21 protein-coding genes are annotated in these 21871 nt (G+C 67.7%); 18 read left to right on the top strand and 3 right to left on the bottom strand.

The window, feature by feature from the left end; genetic code table 11:
* Positions 1-48: 48 nt before the first annotated feature.
* From ribH to PI990_RS03895, 9 genes are all read left to right on the top strand, one after another.
* Entirely contained in the window at positions 49-525 is a 477-nt protein-coding gene (gene ribH / locus PI990_RS03855; protein WP_111260678.1) for a 6,7-dimethyl-8-ribityllumazine synthase, read from the top strand.
* The gene (gene nusB / locus PI990_RS03860; protein ID WP_021219656.1) at positions 522-1013 is read left to right on the top strand and encodes a transcription antitermination factor NusB; all 492 of its coding nucleotides are present in this window, start codon (positions 522-524) and stop codon (positions 1011-1013) included. The genes ribH and nusB overlap by 4 nt, the downstream gene beginning before the upstream one ends.
* A 7-nt stretch (positions 1014-1020) precedes the next feature.
* Entirely contained in the window at positions 1021-1989 is a 969-nt protein-coding gene (thiL, locus tag PI990_RS03865; RefSeq protein ID WP_271659867.1) for a thiamine-phosphate kinase, read from the top strand.
* Positions 1982-2485 carry a phosphatidylglycerophosphatase A family protein gene (locus PI990_RS03870; protein ID WP_031287757.1) on the top strand — a complete coding sequence of 168 codons (504 nt, stop codon included), beginning with the start codon at positions 1982-1984 and terminating at the stop codon, positions 2483-2485. Before thiL ends, PI990_RS03870 begins: the two co-directional genes overlap by 8 nt.
* 42 nt (positions 2486-2527) lie before the next feature.
* Entirely contained in the window at positions 2528-3304 is a 777-nt protein-coding gene (locus tag PI990_RS03875; protein WP_271659868.1) for a substrate-binding periplasmic protein, read from the top strand.
* Entirely contained in the window at positions 3291-3941 is a 651-nt protein-coding gene (locus PI990_RS03880) for a retropepsin-like aspartic protease family protein (protein WP_263401557.1), read from the top strand. Before PI990_RS03875 ends, PI990_RS03880 begins: the two co-directional genes overlap by 14 nt.
* 108 nt (positions 3942-4049) lie before the next feature.
* The gene (ribA, locus tag PI990_RS03885; RefSeq protein ID WP_021219661.1) at positions 4050-4664 is read left to right on the top strand and encodes a GTP cyclohydrolase II; all 615 of its coding nucleotides are present in this window, start codon (positions 4050-4052) and stop codon (positions 4662-4664) included.
* Complete coding sequence (locus PI990_RS03890) at positions 4661-5080, top strand: hypothetical protein (RefSeq protein ID WP_021219662.1); 420 nt, start codon at positions 4661-4663, stop codon at positions 5078-5080. The genes ribA and PI990_RS03890 overlap by 4 nt, the downstream gene beginning before the upstream one ends.
* Positions 5080-5877, top strand: coding sequence for a cobalamin-binding protein (locus PI990_RS03895; protein ID WP_442969314.1), 798 nt, complete (start codon positions 5080-5082; stop codon positions 5875-5877). The genes PI990_RS03890 and PI990_RS03895 overlap by 1 nt, the downstream gene beginning before the upstream one ends.
* Before the next feature lie 419 nt (positions 5878-6296).
* Here the strand turns inward: PI990_RS03895 and PI990_RS03900 are convergent, their stop codons facing one another.
* Together PI990_RS03900 and PI990_RS03905 are read right to left on the bottom strand one after the other, a co-directional pair.
* Complete coding sequence (locus PI990_RS03900) at positions 6297-6956, bottom strand: response regulator (protein ID WP_271659869.1); 660 nt, start codon at positions 6954-6956, stop codon at positions 6297-6299.
* On the bottom strand, positions 6937-10368 hold the full coding sequence (locus PI990_RS03905; protein ID WP_271659870.1) for a hybrid sensor histidine kinase/response regulator: 3432 nt from the start codon (positions 10366-10368) through the stop codon (positions 6937-6939). Before PI990_RS03905 ends, PI990_RS03900 begins: the two co-directional genes overlap by 20 nt.
* Before the next feature lie 315 nt (positions 10369-10683).
* Between PI990_RS03905 and urtA the strand changes: the two genes are divergently transcribed.
* The 9 genes from urtA (at position 10684) to PI990_RS03950 (ending at position 19699) form a co-directional block, all read left to right on the top strand.
* The gene (gene urtA, locus PI990_RS03910; protein ID WP_021219666.1) at positions 10684-11916 is read left to right on the top strand and encodes an urea ABC transporter substrate-binding protein; all 1233 of its coding nucleotides are present in this window, start codon (positions 10684-10686) and stop codon (positions 11914-11916) included.
* Positions 11917-12091: 175 nt separating this feature from the next.
* Entirely contained in the window at positions 12092-13009 is a 918-nt protein-coding gene (gene urtB / locus PI990_RS03915) for an urea ABC transporter permease subunit UrtB (protein ID WP_021219667.1), read from the top strand.
* 10 nt (positions 13010-13019) lie between these two features.
* On the top strand, positions 13020-14198 hold the full coding sequence (gene urtC, locus PI990_RS03920; protein ID WP_271659871.1) for an urea ABC transporter permease subunit UrtC: 1179 nt from the start codon (positions 13020-13022) through the stop codon (positions 14196-14198).
* Positions 14195-14953 carry an urea ABC transporter ATP-binding protein UrtD gene (gene urtD, locus PI990_RS03925; protein WP_021219669.1) on the top strand — a complete coding sequence of 253 codons (759 nt, stop codon included), beginning with the start codon at positions 14195-14197 and terminating at the stop codon, positions 14951-14953. Before urtC ends, urtD begins: the two co-directional genes overlap by 4 nt.
* A gap of 30 nt (positions 14954-14983) precedes the next feature.
* Positions 14984-15673, top strand: coding sequence for an urea ABC transporter ATP-binding subunit UrtE (gene urtE / locus PI990_RS03930; RefSeq protein ID WP_043245943.1), 690 nt, complete (start codon positions 14984-14986; stop codon positions 15671-15673).
* A gap of 197 nt (positions 15674-15870) precedes the next feature.
* Positions 15871-17100, top strand: coding sequence for a formamidase (fmdA, locus tag PI990_RS03935; RefSeq protein ID WP_271659872.1), 1230 nt, complete (start codon positions 15871-15873; stop codon positions 17098-17100).
* Positions 17101-17184: 84 nt separating this feature from the next.
* Complete coding sequence (locus PI990_RS03940) at positions 17185-17532, top strand: FmdB family zinc ribbon protein (RefSeq protein WP_173180368.1); 348 nt, start codon at positions 17185-17187, stop codon at positions 17530-17532.
* 16 nt (positions 17533-17548) lie between these two features.
* Positions 17549-18592 carry an aliphatic amidase gene (locus PI990_RS03945; protein ID WP_271659873.1) on the top strand — a complete coding sequence of 348 codons (1044 nt, stop codon included), beginning with the start codon at positions 17549-17551 and terminating at the stop codon, positions 18590-18592.
* A 63-nt stretch (positions 18593-18655) separates the two neighbouring features.
* Positions 18656-19699 carry an AAA family ATPase gene (locus tag PI990_RS03950; RefSeq protein WP_271659874.1) on the top strand — a complete coding sequence of 348 codons (1044 nt, stop codon included), beginning with the start codon at positions 18656-18658 and terminating at the stop codon, positions 19697-19699.
* Here PI990_RS03950 and PI990_RS03955 read toward each other — a convergent pair whose 3' ends face one another.
* A complete protein-coding gene (locus tag PI990_RS03955) occupies positions 19700-21670 on the bottom strand; it encodes a TonB-dependent receptor plug domain-containing protein (protein ID WP_271659875.1) in 1971 nt (656 codons plus the stop codon). It abuts the gene before it with no gap.
* Positions 21671-21871: the final 201 nt, after the last annotated feature.

The following is a 21871-nucleotide window of genomic DNA, read 5'->3' on the forward strand; positions in this document are numbered from 1 at the left end:
CCACATGCCGTGAACGCGCCCTCGCTCTTTAATGAACGAGAACCCGCCATGACCCTGAAGACCATCGAAGGTACCTTCATCGCCCCCAAAGGCCGCTTCGCCCTGGTGGTCGGCCGCTTCAACAGCTTCGTCGTAGAAAGCCTGGTGAGCGGCGCCGTAGACGCCCTGGTACGCCACGGCGTGAATGAAAGCGACATCACCATCATCCGTGCCCCGGGTGCTTTCGAAATCCCGCTGGTGGCGCAGAAAGTCGCCCAGCGCGGCGAGTACGCAGCGATCATCGCCCTCGGCGCCGTGATCCGTGGTGGCACCCCGCACTTCGAATACGTCGCCGGTGAGTGCACCAAGGGCCTGGCCCAGGTGTCCATGGAGTTCGGCGTACCGGTTGCCTTCGGCGTGCTGACGGTCGACTCCATCGAGCAGGCCATCGAACGCTCCGGCACCAAGGCCGGCAACAAGGGCGCCGAAGCTGCCCTGTCCGCCCTCGAAATGGTCAGCCTGCTGGCGGCCTTGGAGGCCAAGTGAGTTTCAACAGCGACATCGACAACCCGGACGAAGCCAACAAGCCCGTCGCCAAGGGCAAGACCGCTGCGCGCCGCCAGGCCCGCAGCCTGGCCGTCCAGGCCCTGTACCAGTGGCACATCGCCGGCCAGACGCTCAATGAAATCGAGGCGCAGTTCCGCGTCGACAACGATTTCTCGGCGGTCGACGGTGCCTACTTCCACGAGATCCTCCACGGCGTACCGCGCCAGGTGACCGAGATCGACGAGGCCTTCACGCCTTGCCTGGATCGGCCCCTGGCGGAAGTCGACCCGGTCGAACTCGCGGTGCTGCGCCTCTCCACCTACGAGCTGCGCAACCGCGTCGACGTGCCCTACCGTGTGGTGATCAACGAAGGCATCGAGCTGGCCAAGGTCTTCGGCGCTACCGACGGACACAAGTTCGTCAACGGCGTGCTGGACAAGCTGGCACCGCTGCTGCGTGCCGCCGAGGTCCGTGGCGCCAAGCGCTGACCGAGGAATGGGTGAGTTCGAGCTGATCCGCCGTTACTTCGTCGCCGCTGCCTGTGCAGCGGCTGGCGAGGGCATCGCGCTGGGTATCGGCGACGACTGCGCCCTGCTGCAACTTCCCGCCGGCGAGCAGCTGGCGGTCTCCACCGATACCCTGGTCGCCGGGGTGCACTTCCCCCTGGACTGCGACCCCTTCCTGCTCGGCCAGCGCGCCCTGGCGGTTTCCGTCAGCGACCTGGCCGCCATGGGCGCCACGCCCGTCGGTTTCACCCTCGCCCTGACCCTGCCGGCCGCCGATGCGGATTGGCTGCAGGGGCTCGCCCGTGGCCTCGATGCCATGGCCCGCGACTGCGCCATCGCCCTGATCGGCGGCGACACCACCCGTGGCCCGCTGAGCCTGACCGTCACCGTGTTCGGCCGCGTGCCCGCCGGCCAGGCCCTCACCCGCGCCGGCGCCCGCCCGGGCGACCTGCTCTGCGTCGGCGGCAGCCTGGGTGACGGTGCCGGCGCCTTGCCCCTGGTGCTCGGCGAGCGTGATGACCACAGCCATGAAGCCCGTGCGCTGCTCGCCCATTACTGGTCGCCGCCGCCGCAGCTCGGCCTCGGCATCGCCCTGCGCGGCAAGGCCAGCGCGGCGCTGGATATTTCCGATGGCCTGCTCGCCGATTGCGGGCACATCGCCGCCGCCTCCGCTGTCGCACTGATGGTGGAGCGCGAGCGCCTGCCGCTGTCCGCAGGCCTGCGTGCGCTCTACCCGCGCGAGCCGGCCCTGAACCATGCACTGGCCGGTGGCGACGACTACCGCCTGGCCTTCACCCTGCCGCCGCAGCACCTGGCCGCCCTGCAGGCCGCCTGGCCCGAGGTGGCCGTGATCGGTCGCGTCGAAGCGGGCCAGGGCGTGCACCTGCTCGACGCCGATGGCGGGGATATCCGGCCGCCGGCACGGGGCTTTCAACATTTCGGGAGTCAAGGTGACTGATCATCCGCAGCAAGAGCCGGTGCCACCGGCCCCGCCCTCGGTCTGGCGCAACCCCTGGCATTTCCTCGCCTTCGGCTTCGGTTCCGGGACCCTGCCCAAGGCCCCCGGCACCTGGGGTTCGCTGGTGGCGCTGCCGTTCATCCCGCTCTGGCAGATGCTGCCCGACTGGGGCTACTGGCTGATGCTCGGGCTGACCATGCTGTTCGGCTTCTGGCTGTGCGGCAAGGTCGCCGATGACCTGCGCGTGCACGACCACGAAGGCATCGTCTGGGACGAGATGGTCGGCATGTGGATCACCCTCTGGCTGGTGCCCGAAGGGTGGCAGTGGCTGCTGCTAGGCTTCCTGGTATTCCGGTTCATGGACATCCTCAAGCCCTGGCCGATCCGCTGGATCGACCGGCACGTCCACGGCGGCGTCGGCATCATGCTCGACGACGTGCTGGCCGGCGTTTTCGCCTGGCTGGCGATGCAATTGATCGTCTGGGGCGTGGGCTAGCCGCCAGACCTGGACTCGGCAGGGAGCGGAAGGGGAGTGATGATGCGCGGCTGGTTGGTCGGACTGCTGGCAATGATGCTGGCGCCCTGGGCGCTGGCAGCGGACGCATCCCCTGGCAACAAGCCCGAGGCGAGCGCGACGGAAGTCGTGATCGCCGCCGAAACCTGGGCCGCACACACCGACGCCGACGGCAGCGGCCTCGGCTGGGACATCCTGCGCAAGGTCTTCGAACCGGTCGGCGTGCACCTGCGCACGCGCTCGGTGCCCTACACCCGCTCCATCGGCCTGGTGAAGCGCGGCGAGGCCGACGCCTGGGTCGGCTCCTACCGTGACGAAGTGCCCTGGGCCATCTACCCCCACTGGAACTACGACGCCGACCGTATCAGCGCCCTGGCCCTGAAGGGGACACCGGTGCCCACCCTGGCCAACCTCGGCGAACACCGCCTGGTGTGGATGCGCGGCTACGGCTACGAGCGCTACCTGCCGAACCTGGCGCATTTCCAGGAGATCGAGCGGCGCGGCGGCATCCTCTCGATGCTCGACCTCGACCATGCCGACTACTACATCGACGCCCGCACCGAGGTCGACGACGTCCTGCGGCAGAGCCCCAACCCGGAAAACTACCGCATCACCTACCTCACCCAGCTCAAGCTCTATGTCGCCTTCGGTGACACGGCACGCGGACGCGAATTCGCGGAGCTGTTCGACGAACGCATGGCGCGCCTGGTGGAAAATGGCGAACTGCGCCCGGTCTTCGCCCACTGGGGGCAGCCGTACCCCTTCGACCCGGAACCGGAGAGCCACCATGCGTCGCCTTGAACTGTTCTGCGCCAGCCTGCTGCTGGCCTGCTGTGGTGCCCTCCATGCCGAACCCCAGGTGCAGGTGGTTGGCCTGTTCCCCAATGCCGCGGTGCTCAGCGTCGACGGCCAGCGCAAGCTGGTGAAGGTTGGCCAGACCGGCCCCGGCGGCGTCGAGGTGGTCAGTGCCAGCAGCCGGGGCGCGGTGCTGCGCATCGGCGGTATCGAGCGCACCTACGAGCTTTCCCGCGAATACAACCAGGCCGGCGCCAGCGCCCCGCAGAAGACCCAGATGAGCATCGCCCGCGGCAACAATGGCCACTTCATGGTGGCCGGTGCCATCGAGGGCCACCCGGTGCAGTTCATGGTCGACACCGGTGCCTCCACCGTCGCCATGAGCGAGAACCAGGCGCGCATCCTCGGCATCGACTACCGGGTGACCGGCAAGCCGATGACCGCCAGCACCGCCTCCGGCACCGTGCGGGCCTGGCGGGTGGTCTTCGACCGGGTCAAGGTCGGCCCGCTGGAAGTGCTCGGCGTCGAAGGCGCGGTGGTCGAGGGCGATGCCCCGGTCGACGTGCTGCTGGGCATGAGCTTCCTCAACCGCGTGCGCTGGCGCGAGGACCAGGGCGTGCTGCTGCTGGAGTCGAAGATCTGAGGCTCGATCGTCCAAGCGTTTCGATCCTTATCCCCAACTATTCAGTCTGACCGGCCGGTTAATGCTGCTGATACAATGCCGGCCTTTCGAAATCCCAGGAGATCCGTGGTGTCCGTCGTCTTCGTCGCCGCCTCCCAACTGCCCACGCCCTTCGGCCTCTTCACCATGCATGGCTTCCTCGACCAGGCCAGCGGCAAGGAACACGTTGCCCTGACCATGGGCGAATTCGCCGATGGCGCCCCGGTGCTCGGCCGTCTGCATTCCGAATGCCTGACCGGCGACGCCCTGTTCAGCCTGCGCTGCGACTGCGGCTTCCAGCTCGAGGCCGCCCTGCGCGCCATCGCCGAGGAAGGCCGTGGCGTGCTGCTGTACCTGCGCCAGGAAGGCCGTGGCATCGGCCTGCTGAACAAGATCCGTGCCTATGAGCTGCAGGACGGCGGCGCCGACACGGTCGAGGCCAACGAGCGCCTGGGCTTCGGTGCCGACCAGCGCGACTACGCCATCTGCCTGCCGATGCTCGACCACCTGGGCATCTCCGGCATCAAGCTGATGACCAACAACCCGCGCAAGGTGAAGGCCCTCGAAGGCTTCGGCATCCGCGTCGCCGAACGCGTGCCGCTGCAGACCGGCCTCAACCCGCACAACAAGAAGTACCTGGCGACCAAGGCCGGCAAGCTCGGCCACATGCTCGGCAGCCTGCACCAGGGTGAAGTCGAGCTATGACCCGCAACCAGGTGCGCCGCAAGCTGGGCCTCGAATGGTGGGCCTACCTCGCCATCGCCCTGGCCCCGCTGTTCGTGCTCAACCTGCTGTTCGGCTCCGGCGAACCGGTGTTCGCCGCCCTGGAGATGCCGCTGTTCCTGGCGGCGCTGATCTCCATGTTCATCAGCCTGCCGCTGTTCCGTGGCTACAAGCGCGCCCTGATCGCCACCGAGGAAGCCCTCGACAGCGAAGAAGAACCCGCCGCCTGGATCGCCCTGGCCCGCGCCCGCCGCGTGGCCTTCCTCGGGGCCGGCCTGCCGGCCTGGATCGGCGCCGTCGCCGTGTTCGCCGGCCTTAACGCCGTGGCCCTGGTGCTGCTGGCCCTGGGCAGCGTGGTGATCTTCAGCCTCTACCGCATCCCGCGCCAACTGGGCTGATGCGCAGCCTGCTGGGCGCTTTGCTGCTGTGCCTGGCGCTGCCCGCCATGGCGCAGCTGCGCGTGGTCAGCCTCGCCCCTTCCCTTACCGAACTCATGCTCGACCTGGATGCCGCCGACCTGCTGGTGGGCGTGCTCGATGGTGGCGAGCGCCCGGCCGCTCTGGCGGGGCTGCCCAGTGTCGGCCGCTACGGCCAGCTGGAAATCGAAAGCCTGTTGGCGCTGAAGCCCGACCTGGTGCTGCTGTGGCCCGACAGCGTGGGCGCTGCCGGGCGTGAACAGCTCAGGCGTACCCCCATCGAGCAGTTGCGGGTGGAGCCCCGGCAACTGGATGACCTGGCCGGGGTGTTCGCCGAAGTGGGCCAGCGCGTGGGGCGCGCCGAACAGGGCCGTGCCCTGAGCCAGCGCTTCGCTGCGGGGCTGGCGGAGTTGCGTGGGAAATACCGCCGCGAGGTGCCGCTGGCGGTGTTCTACCAGGTGTGGGACAAGCCGCTCTACACCCTGGGCGGGCAGCAGATCGTCAGCGACGCCCTGCGCATCTGCGGCGCCGAGAACGTCTTCGCCGACCAGCGCCTGCCGGCGCCCCAGGTCAGCATCGAATCCATCCTGCAGCGCCAGCCCCGGGTCATCCTCGTCAGCGAACCGGCCCAGGCCGACGCCTGGCGAGCCTGGCCGCAGATCCCCGCGGTCGCCGCCGGCCAGGTGTGGCCAGTGCCCGACCGCGGCCTGGAACGCCCCAGCTTCCAGATGCTCGACGCCACCCGCAAGCTCTGCGAGCGCCTCGCCAGCGCTCGTTGAGCGCCGCCCGACGTATCCTACGAAAGACGCCATCCGCAGCGAGCACCCAGCGGGCTGTAGGGTGGATGACGCTTCACCCATCCACCATGGGCAGGCAGGGATCTATGGACCTGGCACCGAGGCTGATCGGTACCTCGATGGTGGATGAAAAGAGCGTCATCCACCCTACGCATCACCTATCTCATTCGCGATGCCGGCTCCGTGCCGGGCATCGATGGGTTTCGCTGCGCTCTACGCCATCCTACGAAAGCCGCCATCCGCAGCGAGCACCCAGCGGGCTGTAGGGTGGATGACGCTTCACCCATCCACCATTGGGCAGGGCAGGGGTCCATGGACCTGGCACCGAGGCTGATCGGCACCTCGATGGTGGATGAAAAGAGCGTCATCCACCCTTGCATCACCTGGCTTCAAAAGGAGCATCAACGCCCCGCCGACATGGCCACCGCCGCCGCTGCGGTGCGGGTTTCGACGCCCAGCTTTACGTAGACGTGCTCCAGGTGCTTGTTCACCGTGCGCGGGCTGAGGCCGAGGATGTCGCCGATGTCGCGGTTGGTCTTGCCGCAGGCCACCCAGTGCAGCACCTCCATTTCCCGGCCGGTGAGCTGGAAGCGCGAGGCCAGCGCCTCCTGGGTCTGCTCGTCGTCCAGCGCCGGGCGTGGCGCCGGGGCGTTGCGCACGGCCTGCAGGGCGCGGGCGGTGCGCAGGTGGGCGGCGACGCGGGCGAGCACCTCGTCGGGCTTGATCGGCTTGGTCACATAGTCGATGCCGCCGGCGGCGAAGCCTTCCACCACATGCTCGCTCTCGGTCAGCGCGGTCATGAACAGCACCGGGATGTCCGCCGTCTCGCCACTGGCCTTGAGCCGTCGGCAGGTCTCGAAGCCGTCCATGCCCGGCATCATCGCGTCCAACAGGATCACGTCCGGCTGGCTGCGCTGGGCGCGCTCCAGGGCGCTGGTGCCGTCCAGCGCCACCAGCACCCTGTAGCCGGCGGCGTCGAGGGCATCGCTGAGCAGGGCGAGGTTGTCCGGGGTGTCGTCGACGATCAGCACCACGGCGCTGTCACGGCTCGAGCTGTGCATGGGCTCCTCCTGTCTGGTCGCGCGCCAGGTCGACGCGGGGGGTGGGGCTGCCGGCCGCTTTCAGCAGCGTATTGAATTCGTTGAGTTGGAAGCGCCGCGCGCGTTGTCGCAGGCCGGCGAGGACGGCGGTGCACCCGGGCTCCTCGCGCTCGATGGCATCCAGGCGCTCGAGGATGCCCTTGACGTAGCCCATCTCGCTCAGCTCGCGCAGCGCCTCCAGGGCGGCGGGCGAGGGCCGCGCGCCGTCCGCTTCGGTACAGGGGGCCACGGGCGGACGCTTGAGCCATTCCAGGCCCAGGTGCTCCTTGATCTTCTCCAGCAGGGCCGGGGTGTGCACCGGCTTGGCCAGGTAGTCGTTGCAGCCGGCCGCCACGCTGCGCTCGCGGTCGTCAGCGAAGGCGTTGGCGGAGATGACGATGATCGGCGCCCGCGACTGCACGTGGCGGCGGATCAGGCGGCTGGTCTCCCAGCCGTCCATGTGCGGCATCGACAGGTCCATGAGGATCAGGTCCGGGTGCAGCAGGGCCACCTGGCGCACCGCCTCCTGGCCATCGGCGGCCTGGACGATCTCGAAGCCCAGCGGTCCCAGCATGCCGGCCAGCACCCGGCGGTGCTCGATATGGTCGTCCACCAGCAGCACGCGGCGGCGCGCGCCCTGGTAGCCGATGATGTCGTGCTCGACGTGCACCACCGCCTGGGGCACGCGCACCTCGGACAGGAACAGGCGCACCTGGAACGAGGTGCCCTGGCCCGGCCGGCTGTGCACGCGGATGTCGCCGCCCATCAGCGCGATGAGCATGCGGGTGATGGTCAGGCCGAGTCCGACGCCGTTGTCCTGGCGCAGCGGGTCGCCCCGTTCGAAGGGCTGGAAGATGCGCTCGATCTGGTCCGGCGCGATGCCGATGCCGGTGTCGATGATCTCGAAGGTGGCGGTTTCGCGCAGGTAGCTGACCCGCAGCCGCACCTCGCCGCTCTCGGTGAAGCGCACCGCGTTGCCCAGCAGGTTGATGAGGATCTGGCGGATGCGCTTCTCGTCGCCGCGCACCACCACCGGCAGGCGACCGCCGGGCTCGTAGCGGAAGGCCAGGCCCTTCTCCTCGGCCTGCGGGCTGAACATGTGCTGCAACTGCTGGAGGAATTCGGGGAAGGGGATTTCGCTGGGCTCCAGTTGCAGCTTGCCGGCCTCGATCTTGGCCACGTCCAGCAGCCCGTCGATCAGCGACAGCAGGTGCGAGCCGCTGCGGAAGATGGTCGCCAGGGCCTCCTTGTGCGGCTCGGGGGTGAGGCCGTCGCGCTGCAGGATCTGGGTGTAGCCGAGGATGCTGTTGAGCGGCGTGCGCAACTCGTGGGACAGCCCGGTGACGTAGCGGCTCTTCGCCGCGTTGGCCGCCTCCGAGGCTTCCTTGGCCTTCTGCAGCGCCTCGTCGGTCTTGCGGTGGGCCTCGATCTCCTGCATCAGCAGGGTGGTCTGGCGGTTCGACTCCTCCAGCGCCACGTGGCGACTCTCGCGGGTCAGCACCACCCACCAGGCGAGTATCGCGGCGAACAGCGAGAGGGTCAGGAAGGCCTTGAGGAACGCCTGGTAGAGCGTCTGCGCGGCGTCCGCCGGGGCCTGTTCGAGGCCCTGGGAAACCTGGCTGTAGATCAGCGCCAGGGCGCAGAACAACAGGATCACGATCACCGCCAGCACTCCCAGGTAGTGGGCCAGGCGCGTGTGCAGGCGCGGCACCGAGGCGTTGGGCAGCAGCCGGCGCACCAGGTCGTCGAACTGTTCCGAGAGCCGCGCCCGGGGCTTGCAGGCATCGCCGCAGCGGGCGTCCAGCGAGCAGCACAGGGAGCAGATGGGCGCGCCGTAGGCTGGGCAGAAGGCGGTGTCCTCGCGCTCGAAATCGTTGCTGCACAGGGTGCAGGTGACCTTCTCGCGTAGCGGATGGAGCAGCGCCGGGTCGCTTTCCCGGGCGATGTAGTAGCGCCCGCCGGTGAACCAGGCCAGCAGCGGCGCCACCGCCATCGCCGAGACCAGCGCCACCATGGGCGAGGCCGCCTGGGCGAGGCTGCCGAGCAGCCCGGCATGGGCCAGCACCGAGAGCAGCGAGGCGATCAGCATGGCGCCGACCCCCACCGGGTTGATGTCGTAGAGGTGCGCGCGCTTGAACTCGATGTGCCGCGGCGACAGGCCCAGCGGCTTGTTGATCACCAGGTCCGCCACCAGGGCGCCGATCCAGGCGATGGCGATGTTGGCGTAGAGCCCCAGCACCTGCTCGATGGCCTCGAACACGCCCAGCTCCATCAGCATCAGCGCGATGGCCACGTTGAACACCAGCCAGACCACGCGGCCGGGGTGGCTGTGGGTGATGCGGGCGAAGAAGTTCGACCAGGCCAGGGAGCCGGCGTAGGCGTTGGTGACGTTGATCTTCACCTGGCTGACGATGACGAACAGCACCATGGCGCCGAGCGCCCATTGCGGCGAGGCGAACACGTAGTTGAAGGCCACCAGGTACATCTGCGTCGGTTCGGCGGCGCGCTCCAGGGGGATCTCGTGCTGCAGGGCGAGGAAGGCGAGGAAGGCGCCGCCGAGCATCTTCAGTGCGCCGGGGATGATCCAGCCGGGGCCGGCCAGGAGCATTGCCGCCCACCAGCGCTTGCGGTTGGCGCGGGTCTTCTGCGGCAGGAAGCGCAGGTAGTCCACCTGCTCGCCGATCTGCGTCACCAGCGCCAGGGCCACGGTGCAGGCGGCGCCGAAGTGCAGCGGGTTGAAGGTGCCGGCCTCGCCGTCGCGCCCGGCGAAGCTGGCCAGGTCGCCGAGCGCCCCGGGGTTCCTGGCGATGACGAAGACGTAGGGCAGCAACAGCAGCAGCAGCCACACCGGCTGGGTCCACATCTGCAGGCGGTTGATCAGGGTGATGCCGAAGGCCACCAGGGGAATGATGATCACCGAGCAGATGACGTAGGCCAGCGCCAGCGGGATGCCGAAGTACAGCTCCAGGGCCAGCGCCATGATCGCCGCCTCCAGGGCGAAGAACAGGAAGGTGAAGCTGGCGTAGATCAGCGAGGTGATGGTGGAGCCGATGTAGCCGAAGCCGGCGCCACGGGTGAGCAGGTCCATGTCCACGCCGTAGCGTGCGGCGTAGTAGCTGATGGGCAGGCCGGTGAGGAAAATCACCAGGCTCACCGCCAGCACCGCCCACAGGGTGTTGGTGAAGCCGTAGCTGATGGCCAGGGCGCCGCCTATGGCTTCCAGGGCGAGGAAGGACACGGCGCCGAGGGCGGTGTTGGCGATGCGCAGCTCCGACCATTTGCGGAACGAGCGCGGCGTATAGCGCAGCGCGTAGTCCTCCAGCGTCTCGTCGGCGACCCAGCTGTTGTAGTCGCGGCGGATCTTGGCGATGCGTTGCGTACCGGTCTGTTGCACGGCGGCGCTCCTGGGCGGCGGTGGGCGTGTGCAGCAACTTCCATGCCCCGCCCCGGCCCCGGGTGCGCACCGCTCTGGCACGGCCTTCCCGGCTTGGCTGCGTCATCGCGCGCACGTCCTTGCGCCTGTCTGCGAGCGCAGCATGCCCCAAGCTGGCGCACCGGCCACTACGTCAGATGACGTATGCCGCTACGTCAATGTGCGTATACCCCCGCCCCCTGCCCGAACGCATCCTTGCCCCGAACCGAGGCCGGTACCCGCAAGGCGAGCCGACCACGCCAACCACAGAGGAGCAGGACCATGGATTCAAGCTTGATGACGGGTGCGAAACGCTTTCTTCCGCGCCGGCTGGCGCTGGGCGCCGCCGCGCTGTCGCTGATGGCCGCAGCGGTATTCGGTCAGCTGGCGGTGGCCGCCGACGCCAACACCACCGGCCTGGCGGTGACCGACACCGAAGTGACCGTGGGCCAGCTGCACTCGGCCACCGGCACCATGGCCATCTCCGAGACCGGCTCGATCCAGGCCGAGCGCCTGGCCATCGAGCAGATCAACGCTTCCGGCGGCATCCTCGGCCGGCAGATCAAGATCATCCAGGAAGACGGCGCCTCCGACTGGCCGACCTTCGCCGAGAAGGCCAAGAAGCTGCTGGTCAACGACAAGGTCGCCACCGTCTTCGGCTGCTGGACCTCGGCTTCGCGCAAGGCCGTGCTGCCGGTGTTCGAGAAGGAAAACGGCCTGCTTTACTACCCGACCTTCTACGAGGGCCTGGAGCAGTCGAAGAACGTCATCTACACCGGCCAGGAGGCGACCCAGCAGATCCTCGCGGGCCTGGACTGGGTGGCCAAGGAGAAGGGCGCCAAGACCTTCTACCTGATCGGCTCGGATTACATCTGGCCGCGCACCTCGATGAAGATCGCCCGCAAGCACATCGAGAACGTGCTCGGCGGCAAGGTGGTGGGCGAGGAGTACTACCCGCTGGGCAACACCCAGTTCGGCTCGCTGATCAACAAGGTCAAGCTGAAGAAGCCCGACGTGGTCTTCGCCGCCGTGGTCGGGGGCTCCAACGTCGCCTTCTACAAGCAGATGAAGGCCGCCGGCGTCACCGCCGCCAAGCAGACCCTGCTGACGCTCTCGGTGACCGAGGATGAACTGCTCGGCATCGGCGGCGAGAACATGGCCGGCTTCTACGCCTCCATGAAGTACTTCCAGAGCCTGGACAACCCCAACAACAAGGCCTTCGTCGAAGCCTTCAAGGCCAAGTACGGCAAGGACGCGGTGATCGGCGACGTGACCCAGGCCGCCTACCTCGGCCCGTGGCTGTGGAAGGCCGCCGTGGAGAAGGCCGGCAGCTTCGACGTCGACAAGGTGGTCGCCGCCTCCCCGGGCATCGAGCTGACCACCGCGCCGGAAGGCTACGTGAAGGTCCACGACAACCATCACCTGTGGAGCAAGACCCGCATCGGCGAGGTCCAGGCAGACGGTCAGTTCAAGGTGGTCTACGAGTCCGGCCTGATCGAACCCAATCCCTTCCCCAAGGGGTATCAGTGAGTAGGGAGCGGCAAGCGGCAAGTTTCAAGCTGCAAGAGGCAAGCGAGAAGCGAGAAGCGAGAAGCAGCTTGAAGCTTGAAGCCTGAAGTGGGGTCGGGGTTTGTCTGACCCCCGTTCCACCCTGAATCCAAACCCCGGCGGGCGGCGAGGCTGTCGCCCGCTTCCGGAGAACCTTATGGAATGGCTATCTGAGTTCGGCGCCATTGCGGCCATGCAGGGCTTCAACGGGCTGTCGGTGTTCTGCGTCCTGCTGCTGATGGCCCTGGGGCTGGCGATCATCTTCGGCCAGATGGGCGTGATCAACATGGCCCACGGCGAGTTCCTCACCATCGGTGCCTACACCACCTACCTGCTGTCGGCACTGACCACCCACTACGCGCCGGCGATGCAGCCCTATTACTTCTTCTTCGCCATCGTGCTGTCGTTCTTCATCGCCGGGGCCATCGGCTGGCTGGTGGAGTGGGCAATGATCAGCAAGCTCTACCAGCGCCCGCTGGACACCCTGCTGGCCACCTGGGGCCTGTCCCTGGTGATGCAGCAGGCGTTCCGCTCGATCTTCGGCGCGCGCGAGGTCAGCGCCACCCTGCCGGAATGGCTGATGGGCTCGTTCAACCCCACCGAGAGCATCGACATCCCGCGCAACGGCCTGTTCGTCATGGGCCTCACGGTGCTGCTCACCGCCACGATCTTCCTCATGCTCTACCGCTCGCGCTGGGGCCTGCAGGTGCGCGCCACCATGCTCAACCGGGTGATGAGCCGCGCGGTGGGCATCAACACCAAGCGGGTCGACCGCATGACCTTCGCCCTCGGCTGCGGTGTCGCCGGGGTGGCCGGCGCGGCCTTCACCACCATCGGCTCCACCGGGCCGACGGCGGGCTCGCTGTACATCGTCGACACCTTCCTGGTGGTGGTCTTCGGCGGCGCGCAGAGCCTGTTCGGCACCATCGCCTCGGCCTTCACCATCGCCCAGACGCAGTCCATCTCCGAGTTCTTCATGAGCGGCTCGATGGCCAAGGTGCTGACCCTGTCGGCGGTGATCCTGATCCTGATGCTGCGCCCCCAGGGGCTCTTCTCCATCAAAGTCCGTAAATGAGGGGCGGCAGATGAACGCAATCGACAACGTCCTCGGCGGGCGGCAGGGCACCATCGGCCTGCTGATCCTCGCCGCACTTATCCTCGTGGTGTTCCCGCTGGCGCTGGACGCCTTCCGCCTGAGCATGGTCGGCAAGTACCTCACCTACGCCTTCGTCGCCGTCGGCCTGGTGCTGTGCTGGGGCTACGGCGGCATCCTCAGTCTCGGCCAGGGGGTATTCTTCGGCCTCGGCGGCTACTGCATGGCGATGTTCCTCAAGCTGGAGGCCTCCGACCCGGAGAGCACCAGGATCCAGTCCACCCCCGGCATCCCGGACTTCATGGACTGGAACCAGATCACCGAGCTGCCGCTGCTCTGGCAGCCCTTCCACAGCTTCGGCTTCACCCTCGTCGCGGTGCTGGCGGTGCCCATGCTGCTGGCGGCGGTGATCGGCCTGGCGATGTTCAAGCGGCGCGTGGGCGACGTGTACTTCTCCATCGTCACCCAGGCCATCGCCATGATCCTCACGGTGCTGATCATCGGCCAGCAGGGGCTCACCGGCGGGGTCAACGGCATCACCGACCTGAAGACCCTGATGGGCTGGGACATCCGCACCGACGGCGCCAAGCTCATCCTCTACTTCGTCAGCGCCTTCCTGCTACTGGGCTGCATCGTCATCGGCAAGTTCATCCTCGCCTCCAAGCTCGGCCGCCTGCTCATGGCCATGCGCGACAAAGAGGAACGGGTGCGCTTCTCCGGCTACGACGTGGCCAGCTTCAAGATCTTCGTGTTCTGCGTGGCCGCCGGCTTCTCGGCCATAGGCGGGGCCATGTTCGCCCTGCAGGTGGGCTTCATGTCGCCGAGCTTCGTCGGCATCGTGCCGTCCATCGAAATGGTCATCTTCGCCGCCGTCGGCGGGCGCATGTCGCTGCTCGGCGCGGTGTACGGCGCGCTGCTGGTGAACTACGGCAAGACCTACTTCTCCGAGAGCTTCCCCGAGCTGTGGCTGTACCTGATGGGCGGCCTGTTCATCGCCGTGGTCATGTACTTCCCCAACGGCCTCGCCGGGCTCTGGCAGAGCCATGGCCGCCCGCGCCTGGAGCGCCTGCTGGCCACCCGCGCCAAGGCACCCGCCGCAACTGTGACGACGCCCGCCGCGAGCCCGAGCCCGGCCCCGAGCACCCCCCGTGAACTGGAGCGCACACCATGAGCCCGAGCGGATTCGAAAGCCCGAAACCGGTGCTGGCCATCGAGGGCCTGACGGTGTCCTTCGACGGCTTCAAGGCGGTCAACGACCTCAACCTCTACCTGGACCGCAACGAGGTGCGGGTGGTGATCGGCCCCAACGGCGCCGGCAAGACCACGGTGCTCGACCTGATCTGCGGCAAGACCCGCGCCACCGCCGGCAGCATCCAGTTCGACGGCCGCGAGCTGACCCGCATGCGCGAGTACGACATCGTCCGCGCCGGCGTCGGGCGCAAGTTCCAGAACCCCTCCATCTACGAGAACCTGACGGTGTTCGAGAACCTGGAGATGTCCTACCCGGCCGGGCGCAAGGTGCTCGGTGCGCTGTTCTTCAAGCGCAGTGCCGAGGTCATCGCCCGCGTCGAGGCGGTGGCCGGGGAAATCTTCCTCAGTGAGCACCTGCACCGCCAGGCCGACCTGCTCTCCCACGGCCAGAAGCAGTGGCTGGAGATCGGCATGCTGCTGATGCAGGACCCGGAGCTGCTGATGCTCGACGAGCCGGTGGCGGGCATGAGCGTCAGCGAGCGCGCGCAGACCGCCGAGCTGCTCAAGCGCATCAGCCAGGGGCGTTCGGTGCTGGTCATCGAGCACGACATGGAGTTCGTCAAGAGCATCGCCCACAAGGTCACCGTGCTGCACCAGGGCAAGGTCCTGGCAGAAGGCAGCATGGAGGCGGTGCAGAGCAACCCGAAGGTGATCGAGGTGTACCTGGGGCATTGAGCCCCGGGCCAGCCATCAATGGAGTCCAGCATGTTCCAGATCAGCAAGCTCACCTCGGGCTACGGCCAGAGCCAGATCCTCCACGACCTCGACCTGAACGTGGCCAGGCAGGAAATCGTCGCCGTCATGGGGCGCAACGGCATGGGCAAGACCACCCTGTTCAAGAGCCTGATGGGCATCCTCCCGCAATGGGGCGGTGAGGTGCGAGTCGATGGCCAGGACGTGTCGGCCCTGGAGACCCACCAGCGCGTCGAACGCGGCATCGCCTACGTGCCCCAGGGGCGGATGATCTTCTCCCACATGACGGTGCTGGAAAACATCCAGACCGGCCTGCCGGCCTCGGCCAACGGCCAGGTTCCGGACGATCTCTACGCGCTGTTCCCGGTGCTCCACGACATGCGCTCGCGCAAGGGCGGCAACCTCTCCGGCGGCCAGCAGCAACAGCTGGCCATCGCCCGCGCCCTGGCCACCAACCCCAAGGTGCTGCTGCTGGACGAACCCACCGAGGGCATCCAGCCGTCGATCATCAAGGACATCGCCCGCAGCCTGAAGGAGATCCGCACCCTGCGCGACCTGACCATCGTCGTCTCCGAGCAGGTGCTGTCCTTCACCCTGGAGATCGCCGACCGCTTCCTGGTGATCGAGAAGGGCCGCTTCGTGATCGAGGAAACCCGCGACCGGGTCGACGAAGCCACCATCAGCCGCTACCTGTCGGTGTAGCCCGCAGCCGGGCCGTGGCCCGGAATCCCCGCCAAGCCGTCCCCGTGCCCGCGCACGGGCGACGGCTTTCGCGCGCCCGCCCGGCCGCTTCCCACCTACGTAATTCGACGTATTCCCGATCCCGGCCAGGCGGCCAAGACTAGCTCCCAGCGCGGCCCAGACCGCCCGTCCAACACTTGGTCCCAAGGAGCACCGTCATGACCGAAACGCTGATCAAGGTCGACCTCAACCAGGCCGCCACCGAGAACGAACAGATCCACAACCGCTGGCACCCCGACATTCCCATGGCCTGCTGGGTCAACCCGGGGGATGACTTCATCCTCGAGACCTACGACTGGACCGCCGGCGCGATCAAGAACAACGACGACGCCTCGGACGTGCGCGACGTCGACCTCTCCACCGTGCACTACCTCTCCGGCCCGGTGGGGGTGAAGGGCGCCGAGCCGGGCGACCTGCTGGTGGTGGACCTGCTGGACATCGGCGCCAAGCCGGATTCCCTGTGGGGTTTCAACGGCTTCTTCTCGCGGCAGAACGGCGGCGGCTTCCTCACCGATCACTTCCCCCTGGCGCAGAAGGCCATCTGGGACTTCCACGGCCTGTTCACCAGCTCCCGGCACATCCCCGGCGTGCAGTTCGCCGGGCTGATCCACCCCGGGCTGATCGGCTGCCTGCCGGACCACAAGATGCTCGCCGACTGGAACAGCCGCGAGCAGGCGCTGATCGACACCAACCCGACCCGCGTGCCGCCCCTGGCCAACCCGCCGATGGCGCCCACCGCGCACATGGGCAAGCTGCGCGGCGAGGCCCGCGACAAGGCGGCCATGACCGGCGCGCGCACCGTGCCGCCGCGCGAGCATGGCGGCAACTGCGACATCAAGGACCTGTCCCGCGGCTCGAAGATCTTCTTCCCGGTCTACGTCGACGGCGCCGGCCTCTCGGTGGGCGACCTGCACTTCAGCCAGGGCGACGGCGAGATCACCTTCTGCGGCGCCATCGAGATGGCCGGCTGGGTGCACATGAAGGTCGAGCTGATCAAGGGCGGCATGGCCAAGTACGGCATCAAAAACCCGGTGTTCAAGCCCAGCCCCATCGTGCCCAACTACAAGAACTACCTGATCTTCGAAGGCATCTCGGTGGACGAGTCCGGCAAGCAGCACTACCTGGACGTCAACATCGCCTACAAGCAGGCCTGCCTCAACGCCATCAACTACCTGACCAAGTTCGGCTACTCGCCGGCCCAGGGCTACGCGCTGCTTGGTTCGGCGCCTGTGCAGGGGCACATCAGCGGGGTGGTGGACATCCCCAACGCCTGCGCCACGCTCTGGCTGCCGACGGAAATCTTCGACTTCGACATCAACCCCAACGCCTCCGGCCCGACCCGCTTCCTCGACGGCAGCGTCGACCTGCCCATCGCGCCGGACAAGTGAGTTCACCGCCCCGGCGGGAGGTTGCTCTGGACGGCGTACCTCCCGCCGGGACGGCGGACATCGAACGAAGACGAGGACCCCAACATGCCCATCTACGAATACGACTGCGCCACCTGCGGCGACTTCACCGCCCTGCGGCCCATGGCCGAGCGCGAGGCCCCCTGCGCCTGCCCGGTGTGCGACGAGCCGGCGCCGAGGGTCATCCTCTCCGCACCCGGCCTGGCCACCCTGGCCGGCAGCCAGCGCCGCGCCATCGCCGCCAACGAGCGCAGCGCCAACGCGCCGCAGACGGTCGAGGAGTACCGCGAGAACCGCAAGCACCCGAAAGGCTGCGGTTGCTGCACGCCGAACAAGCCCCTGGCGCCGACCAAGGCCAACCCCCACGCGCTGAAGACCAAGCCCGGTGCGCGGCCCTGGATGATCAGCCACTGAACGGAAGGAGAAGCCCATGCGTCACGGTGATATTTCCAGCAGCCCGGATACCGTCGGCGTCGCCGTCGTCAACTACAAGATGCCGCGCCTGCACAGCAGGGCCGAGGTGCTCGACAACGCCCGGCGCATCGCCGAGATGATCAAGGGCATGAAGCTCGGCCTGCCCGGCATGGATCTGGTGGTGTTCCCCGAGTACAGCACCATGGGGATCATGTATGACCACGACGAGATGATGGCCACCGCCGCCAGCATCCCCGGCGAGGAGACGGCGATCTTCTCCGCCGCCTGCCGCGAGGCCGGGACCTGGGGCATCTTTTCCCTCACCGGCGAACGCCACGAGGAGCACCCGCACAAGGCGCCCTACAACACCCTGGTGCTGATCGACGATCGTGGCGAGATCGTGCAGAAGTACCGCAAGTGCATCCCCTGGTGCCCCATCGAGGGCTGGTACCCGGGCGATCGCACCTACGTCAGCGAAGGGCCCAAGGGTCTGAAGATCAGCCTGATCATCTGCGACGACGGCAACTACCCCGAGATCTGGCGCGACTGCGCGATGAAGGGCGCCGAGCTGATCGTGCGCTGCCAGGGCTACATGTACCCGGCCAAGGAACAGCAGGTGCTGATGGCCAAGACCATGGCCTGGGCCAACAATTGCTACGTGGCGGTGGCCAACGCCGCCGGCTTCGATGGCGTCTACAGCTACTTCGGCCACTCGGCGATCATCGGCTTCGACGGCCGCACCCTGGGCGAATGCGGCGAGGAGGAGATGGGCATCCAGTACGCCCAGCTGTCGGTCTCGCAGATCCGCGATGCGCGGGCCAACGACCAGTCGCAGAACCACCTGTTCAAGCTGCTGCACCGGGGCTACACCGGCGTCTACAACTCCGGCGATGGCGACCGTGGCGTGGCCGATTGCCCCTTCGAGTTCTACCGCACCTGGGTGCTGGATGCGGAGAAGGCCCGCGACGATGTGGAAGCGCTCACCCGCCGCACCCTCGGTGTCGCCGACTGCCCGGTGGGCGAGCTGCCCCATGGTGGGCGCGAGCAGGTCGCGGGCTAGCGCGACGGCGCTCCGTGAGCGGGGCGGCCCGCCGCCCGTGATTCCCTGAACCGAGGAGCCCGGATGCCCTTCGTCAACGACCTGATCGAGCACAACCGCGAGCACCTGGGGCGCGGCGAGGTGCCGGCGGCGCGCTTGCAGTCGCGCTTTCTCTTCGAGCCCGACACCGTCATGGCCCTGCTGCGCACCCGCATCGTCGGCCAGGACGCCGCGCTGGAGGCGGTGGAGGCCCTGCTCAAGGTGGTCAAGGCGGACATCGGCGACCGCGAGCGGCCCCTGGCGGTGAACCTGTTCATGGGCCCCACCGGCGTCGGCAAGACCGAGCTGGTGCGCCTGCTGGCGCTGGCCATCCATGGCCGCGCCGACGCCTTCTGCCGCATCGACATGCAGACCCTGGCCCAGGAACACTACGTCGCTGCGCTCACCGGTGCGCCGCCGGGCTACGTGGGCAGCAAGGAGGGCGCCACGCTGTTCGACGCCGAGGCCATCCAGGGCAGCTTCGGCCGCCCCGGCATCGTGCTCTTCGACGAACTGGAGAAAGCCGGCAAGGAGGTGGTGCGCAGCCTGCTCGGGGTGCTGGAGAACGGCCAGCTGATCTTGAGCGCCGGCAGCCGCCGCATCGACTTCCGCAACAGCCTGATCTTCCTCACCAGCAATATCGGCGCCCAGGAGGCCTGGCAGTTCCGTGAGCGCTATTCGCGTGGCTGGCGGCGCCTGTTCGGAGTCTCCCCACGGGACGAGGCGCGGGTGCTGGAGGCGGCCTTGCACCGCCACTTCGACCCGGAGTTCCTCAACCGGCTGGACCGCGTCGTCTGCTTCGAGCGCATCGGCGAGGACCACCTGGAGGCCTTGCTCGACATCGAACTGGCGCGCCTCAACCAGCGCCTGGCACGCCAGGGGCGCACGCTGGTGCTGCAAGAGGGCGCCCGCGAGCTGCTCTGCCTCGGCCATGACCCGCGCTACGGCGCCCGTGACCTGGGGCGGCGCGTGCGGGTGCTGCTGGAACCGGCCCTGGCTGAGTGCCTGCTGGCGTCCCCCGGCGCGACTCGCCTGGTGGCTGCGCGCCGGCAGGGCAGCCTGCGGGTGCGCGCGGGCGAGGCAACCTGACTAGAACTGCGGCGACCACTTGAGGGTCATCACCACCTTGCGGCCTTCGTCCTGGTAGCCGCCGTACTGCTCGATGGTCGGGTCGGCGACGTTCACCGTGTTGCTGCTGGTGGGCGTGCCATCGCCGAAGGGGTAGGACGACGAGGGGTTGGAGCTGGAGACGTAGCGCTGCTCGGTGATCTGGCGGTTGCCGATGTTCTCGACCCGGGTCTCCACCTTCAGGCCCTTGAGGAAGCTCCAGCCGGCACGGATATCGATGCGTCCGTAGCCGGGGGTCTTCTCGGTGTTCTCGGCGTCCACGTAGCGGCTGGAAACCCCCGTCCAGCTGAAGCCGAAGTTGTAGTCCCCGAACTTCTTGTCCACATCCAGCACCAGGGTGCGCCGTGAGCGGCCGGGCAGGGTATGACCGGTGTCCCGGTCGCGCGGGTCCACCAGGCCCAGGTTGAGGTGGGTGTTCCAGCCCATGAAGTCGCGGGATGCGCTGAGGTCCATGCCGTTGATGCGGGCCTTGCCGACGTTGCGCATCTCGTTGACGAAGAAGGGGTTGAAGTCCAGGACCGGGGAGATCAGGTCCTCGATGTCGGTGCGGTAGACGCCGAAGCTCCAGTCGGTGTCGTAGTGCGAACCGCGCAACTGGGCTTCCCAGGTCTTCGAGTGCTCGGGGTCGAGGTCCGGGTTGCCGGTGGGCTGGAAGGGCGCCGGCAGGTACAGCTCGACCATGTTGGGCACGCGGAAGCCCTCGGCGTAGCTCAGCACCAGCTGGGTGGACATCGGCAGGTCGAAGTCCAGGGCGGCCCCCAGGCTGTTCTCGCTGCCGTACTGGTCGCTGCTGTCGTGGCGCAGGCCGAGTTCGGTACCGAAGGGCGCGGCGCGATAGCGGTGCTGGGCGAACCAGGCCTGGTTGCGGCGCTCCATCTCGTTGAGCGTGCGATTGGCGGTCAGGCGCTCCTCGTACCACTCGGCGCCCAGCAGCACCTGCTGGTGCTCGTCCAGGCGCAAGGTGTTCTGCCACTCCACCGAGTCGCGATAGGTGGCGAATTCCTGATGGGTGGTGAAGAAGTTGCGCACCGTGTCCAGCTGGCTCCTGTTCTCCGCGTGGCCCAGTTGCAGGCGGCTGGTCCAGCGCGGGTCGAGGTTCGCCTCCAGAAACGCCGAGGTGCTGTTGAGGGTGAACTCGTCGGTGGGCTGGCCGGGGTACCAGAGGGCGTTCTCGTCGAGGTCGCTCTTGCCGCGCTGGTCCAGCAGGTTGAGGCCGGCACGCCACTGTTCGGTGAGGCGGTGTTCCAGGCTCAGGTTGAAGCCCCGGTTGCGGTAGGTGTCGTCGTCGGTGTTGGCGCCATCGATGTCGTCGGTGCGGTCGCTGTGCAGCTCCAGCAGGCTGGCGCCCAGGTCGAAGCGGGTCCGCTCGTCGCCGCCGGAGAGGCCCAGGCTGTGCTCGTTCTCGTCGCTGTCGCCGAGGCTGAAGTCGAAGCGCGGCTCCAGGCCGGCGCCCTCGCCACGGCGGGTGAACACCTGGATGACGCCGCCCATGGCATCCGACCCGTAGAGGCTGGAACGGGCGCCGCGGGTGACCTCCACGCGTTCAACCTGCTCCAGGTTCAGGTATTCGAGGCGTGACAGGCCATCGGAGAGCGAGCCGATGCGCACGCCGTCGATCAGCACCAGCGTCTGGTTGGCATTGGTGCCGCGCAGGTAGAGGCTGGTGCGGCTACCACGGCCGCCCTGCTGGGCGACCGACATGCCGGGTACACGGGTGAGCAGGTCCGGCACGCTCTTGACCTTCAGCCGGGAGATGTCCTTGCGGGTGAAGATGCTGGTGGCGGCGGTGGCCTGGGAACGGGGCTCCAGCGCGTTGCCCGAAGTGGCCACCACATAGGGGCTCTTCAGCGCGTCGAGGCTGTCCAGGGGGATTTCTTCGGCTGCCGCGAGGCAGGGGGCCATGGCGATGGCCAGGGCCAGACGGGAACGCATAATCGATGACTCCTCAAAAGATCCATGACTTTCGAGAAGGGCGGGACAAGAACGACTGCGCGACCGGTGATCGCCTGTGCTTGACGGTGCAGCCCCTCCGCAACACACGTCGTACGACGAGAACCGTTTCCACGTGCCGCCCCGCACCGCGCCGACGACTCTCTGGTCGTTCGACGACATCCTGCACGTGAGGCCGGGAGC

The sequence above is a fragment of the Pseudomonas sp. TUM22785 genome (assembly GCF_028198105.1).
GTDB classification, from domain to species: Bacteria; Pseudomonadota; Gammaproteobacteria; order Pseudomonadales; family Pseudomonadaceae; genus Metapseudomonas; species Metapseudomonas solani.

Bases quoted from the DNA above. Each gene is read 5' to 3' on its own strand.
- PI990_RS03890 (WP_021219662.1), top strand. From the start codon at position 4,661: ATGACCCGCAACCAGGTGCGCCGCAAGCTGGGCCTCGAATGGTGGGCC.
- thiL (WP_271659867.1), top strand. From the start codon at position 1,021: ATGGGTGAGTTCGAGCTGATCCGCCGTTACTTCGTCGCCGCTGCCTGT.
- ribH (WP_111260678.1), top strand. From the start codon at position 49: ATGACCCTGAAGACCATCGAAGGTACCTTCATCGCCCCCAAAGGCCGC.
- urtC (WP_271659871.1), top strand. From the start codon at position 13,020: ATGAACGCAATCGACAACGTCCTCGGCGGGCGGCAGGGCACCATCGGC.
- PI990_RS03955 (WP_271659875.1), bottom strand. From the start codon at position 21,670: ATGCGTTCCCGTCTGGCCCTGGCCATCGCCATGGCCCCCTGCCTCGCG.
- PI990_RS03940 (WP_173180368.1), top strand. From the start codon at position 17,185: ATGCCCATCTACGAATACGACTGCGCCACCTGCGGCGACTTCACCGCC.
- PI990_RS03875 (WP_271659868.1), top strand. From the start codon at position 2,528: ATGCGCGGCTGGTTGGTCGGACTGCTGGCAATGATGCTGGCGCCCTGG.
- urtE (WP_043245943.1), top strand. From the start codon at position 14,984: ATGTTCCAGATCAGCAAGCTCACCTCGGGCTACGGCCAGAGCCAGATC.
- fmdA (WP_271659872.1), top strand. From the start codon at position 15,871: ATGACCGAAACGCTGATCAAGGTCGACCTCAACCAGGCCGCCACCGAG.
- PI990_RS03950 (WP_271659874.1), top strand. From the start codon at position 18,656: ATGCCCTTCGTCAACGACCTGATCGAGCACAACCGCGAGCACCTGGGG.
- PI990_RS03945 (WP_271659873.1), top strand. From the start codon at position 17,549: ATGCGTCACGGTGATATTTCCAGCAGCCCGGATACCGTCGGCGTCGCC.
- urtA (WP_021219666.1), top strand. From the start codon at position 10,684: ATGACGGGTGCGAAACGCTTTCTTCCGCGCCGGCTGGCGCTGGGCGCC.
- urtB (WP_021219667.1), top strand. From the start codon at position 12,092: ATGGAATGGCTATCTGAGTTCGGCGCCATTGCGGCCATGCAGGGCTTC.
- urtD (WP_021219669.1), top strand. From the start codon at position 14,195: ATGAGCCCGAGCGGATTCGAAAGCCCGAAACCGGTGCTGGCCATCGAG.
- PI990_RS03895 (WP_442969314.1), top strand. From the start codon at position 5,080: ATGCGCAGCCTGCTGGGCGCTTTGCTGCTGTGCCTGGCGCTGCCCGCC.
- PI990_RS03900 (WP_271659869.1), bottom strand. From the start codon at position 6,956: ATGCACAGCTCGAGCCGTGACAGCGCCGTGGTGCTGATCGTCGACGAC.
- PI990_RS03880 (WP_263401557.1), top strand. From the start codon at position 3,291: ATGCGTCGCCTTGAACTGTTCTGCGCCAGCCTGCTGCTGGCCTGCTGT.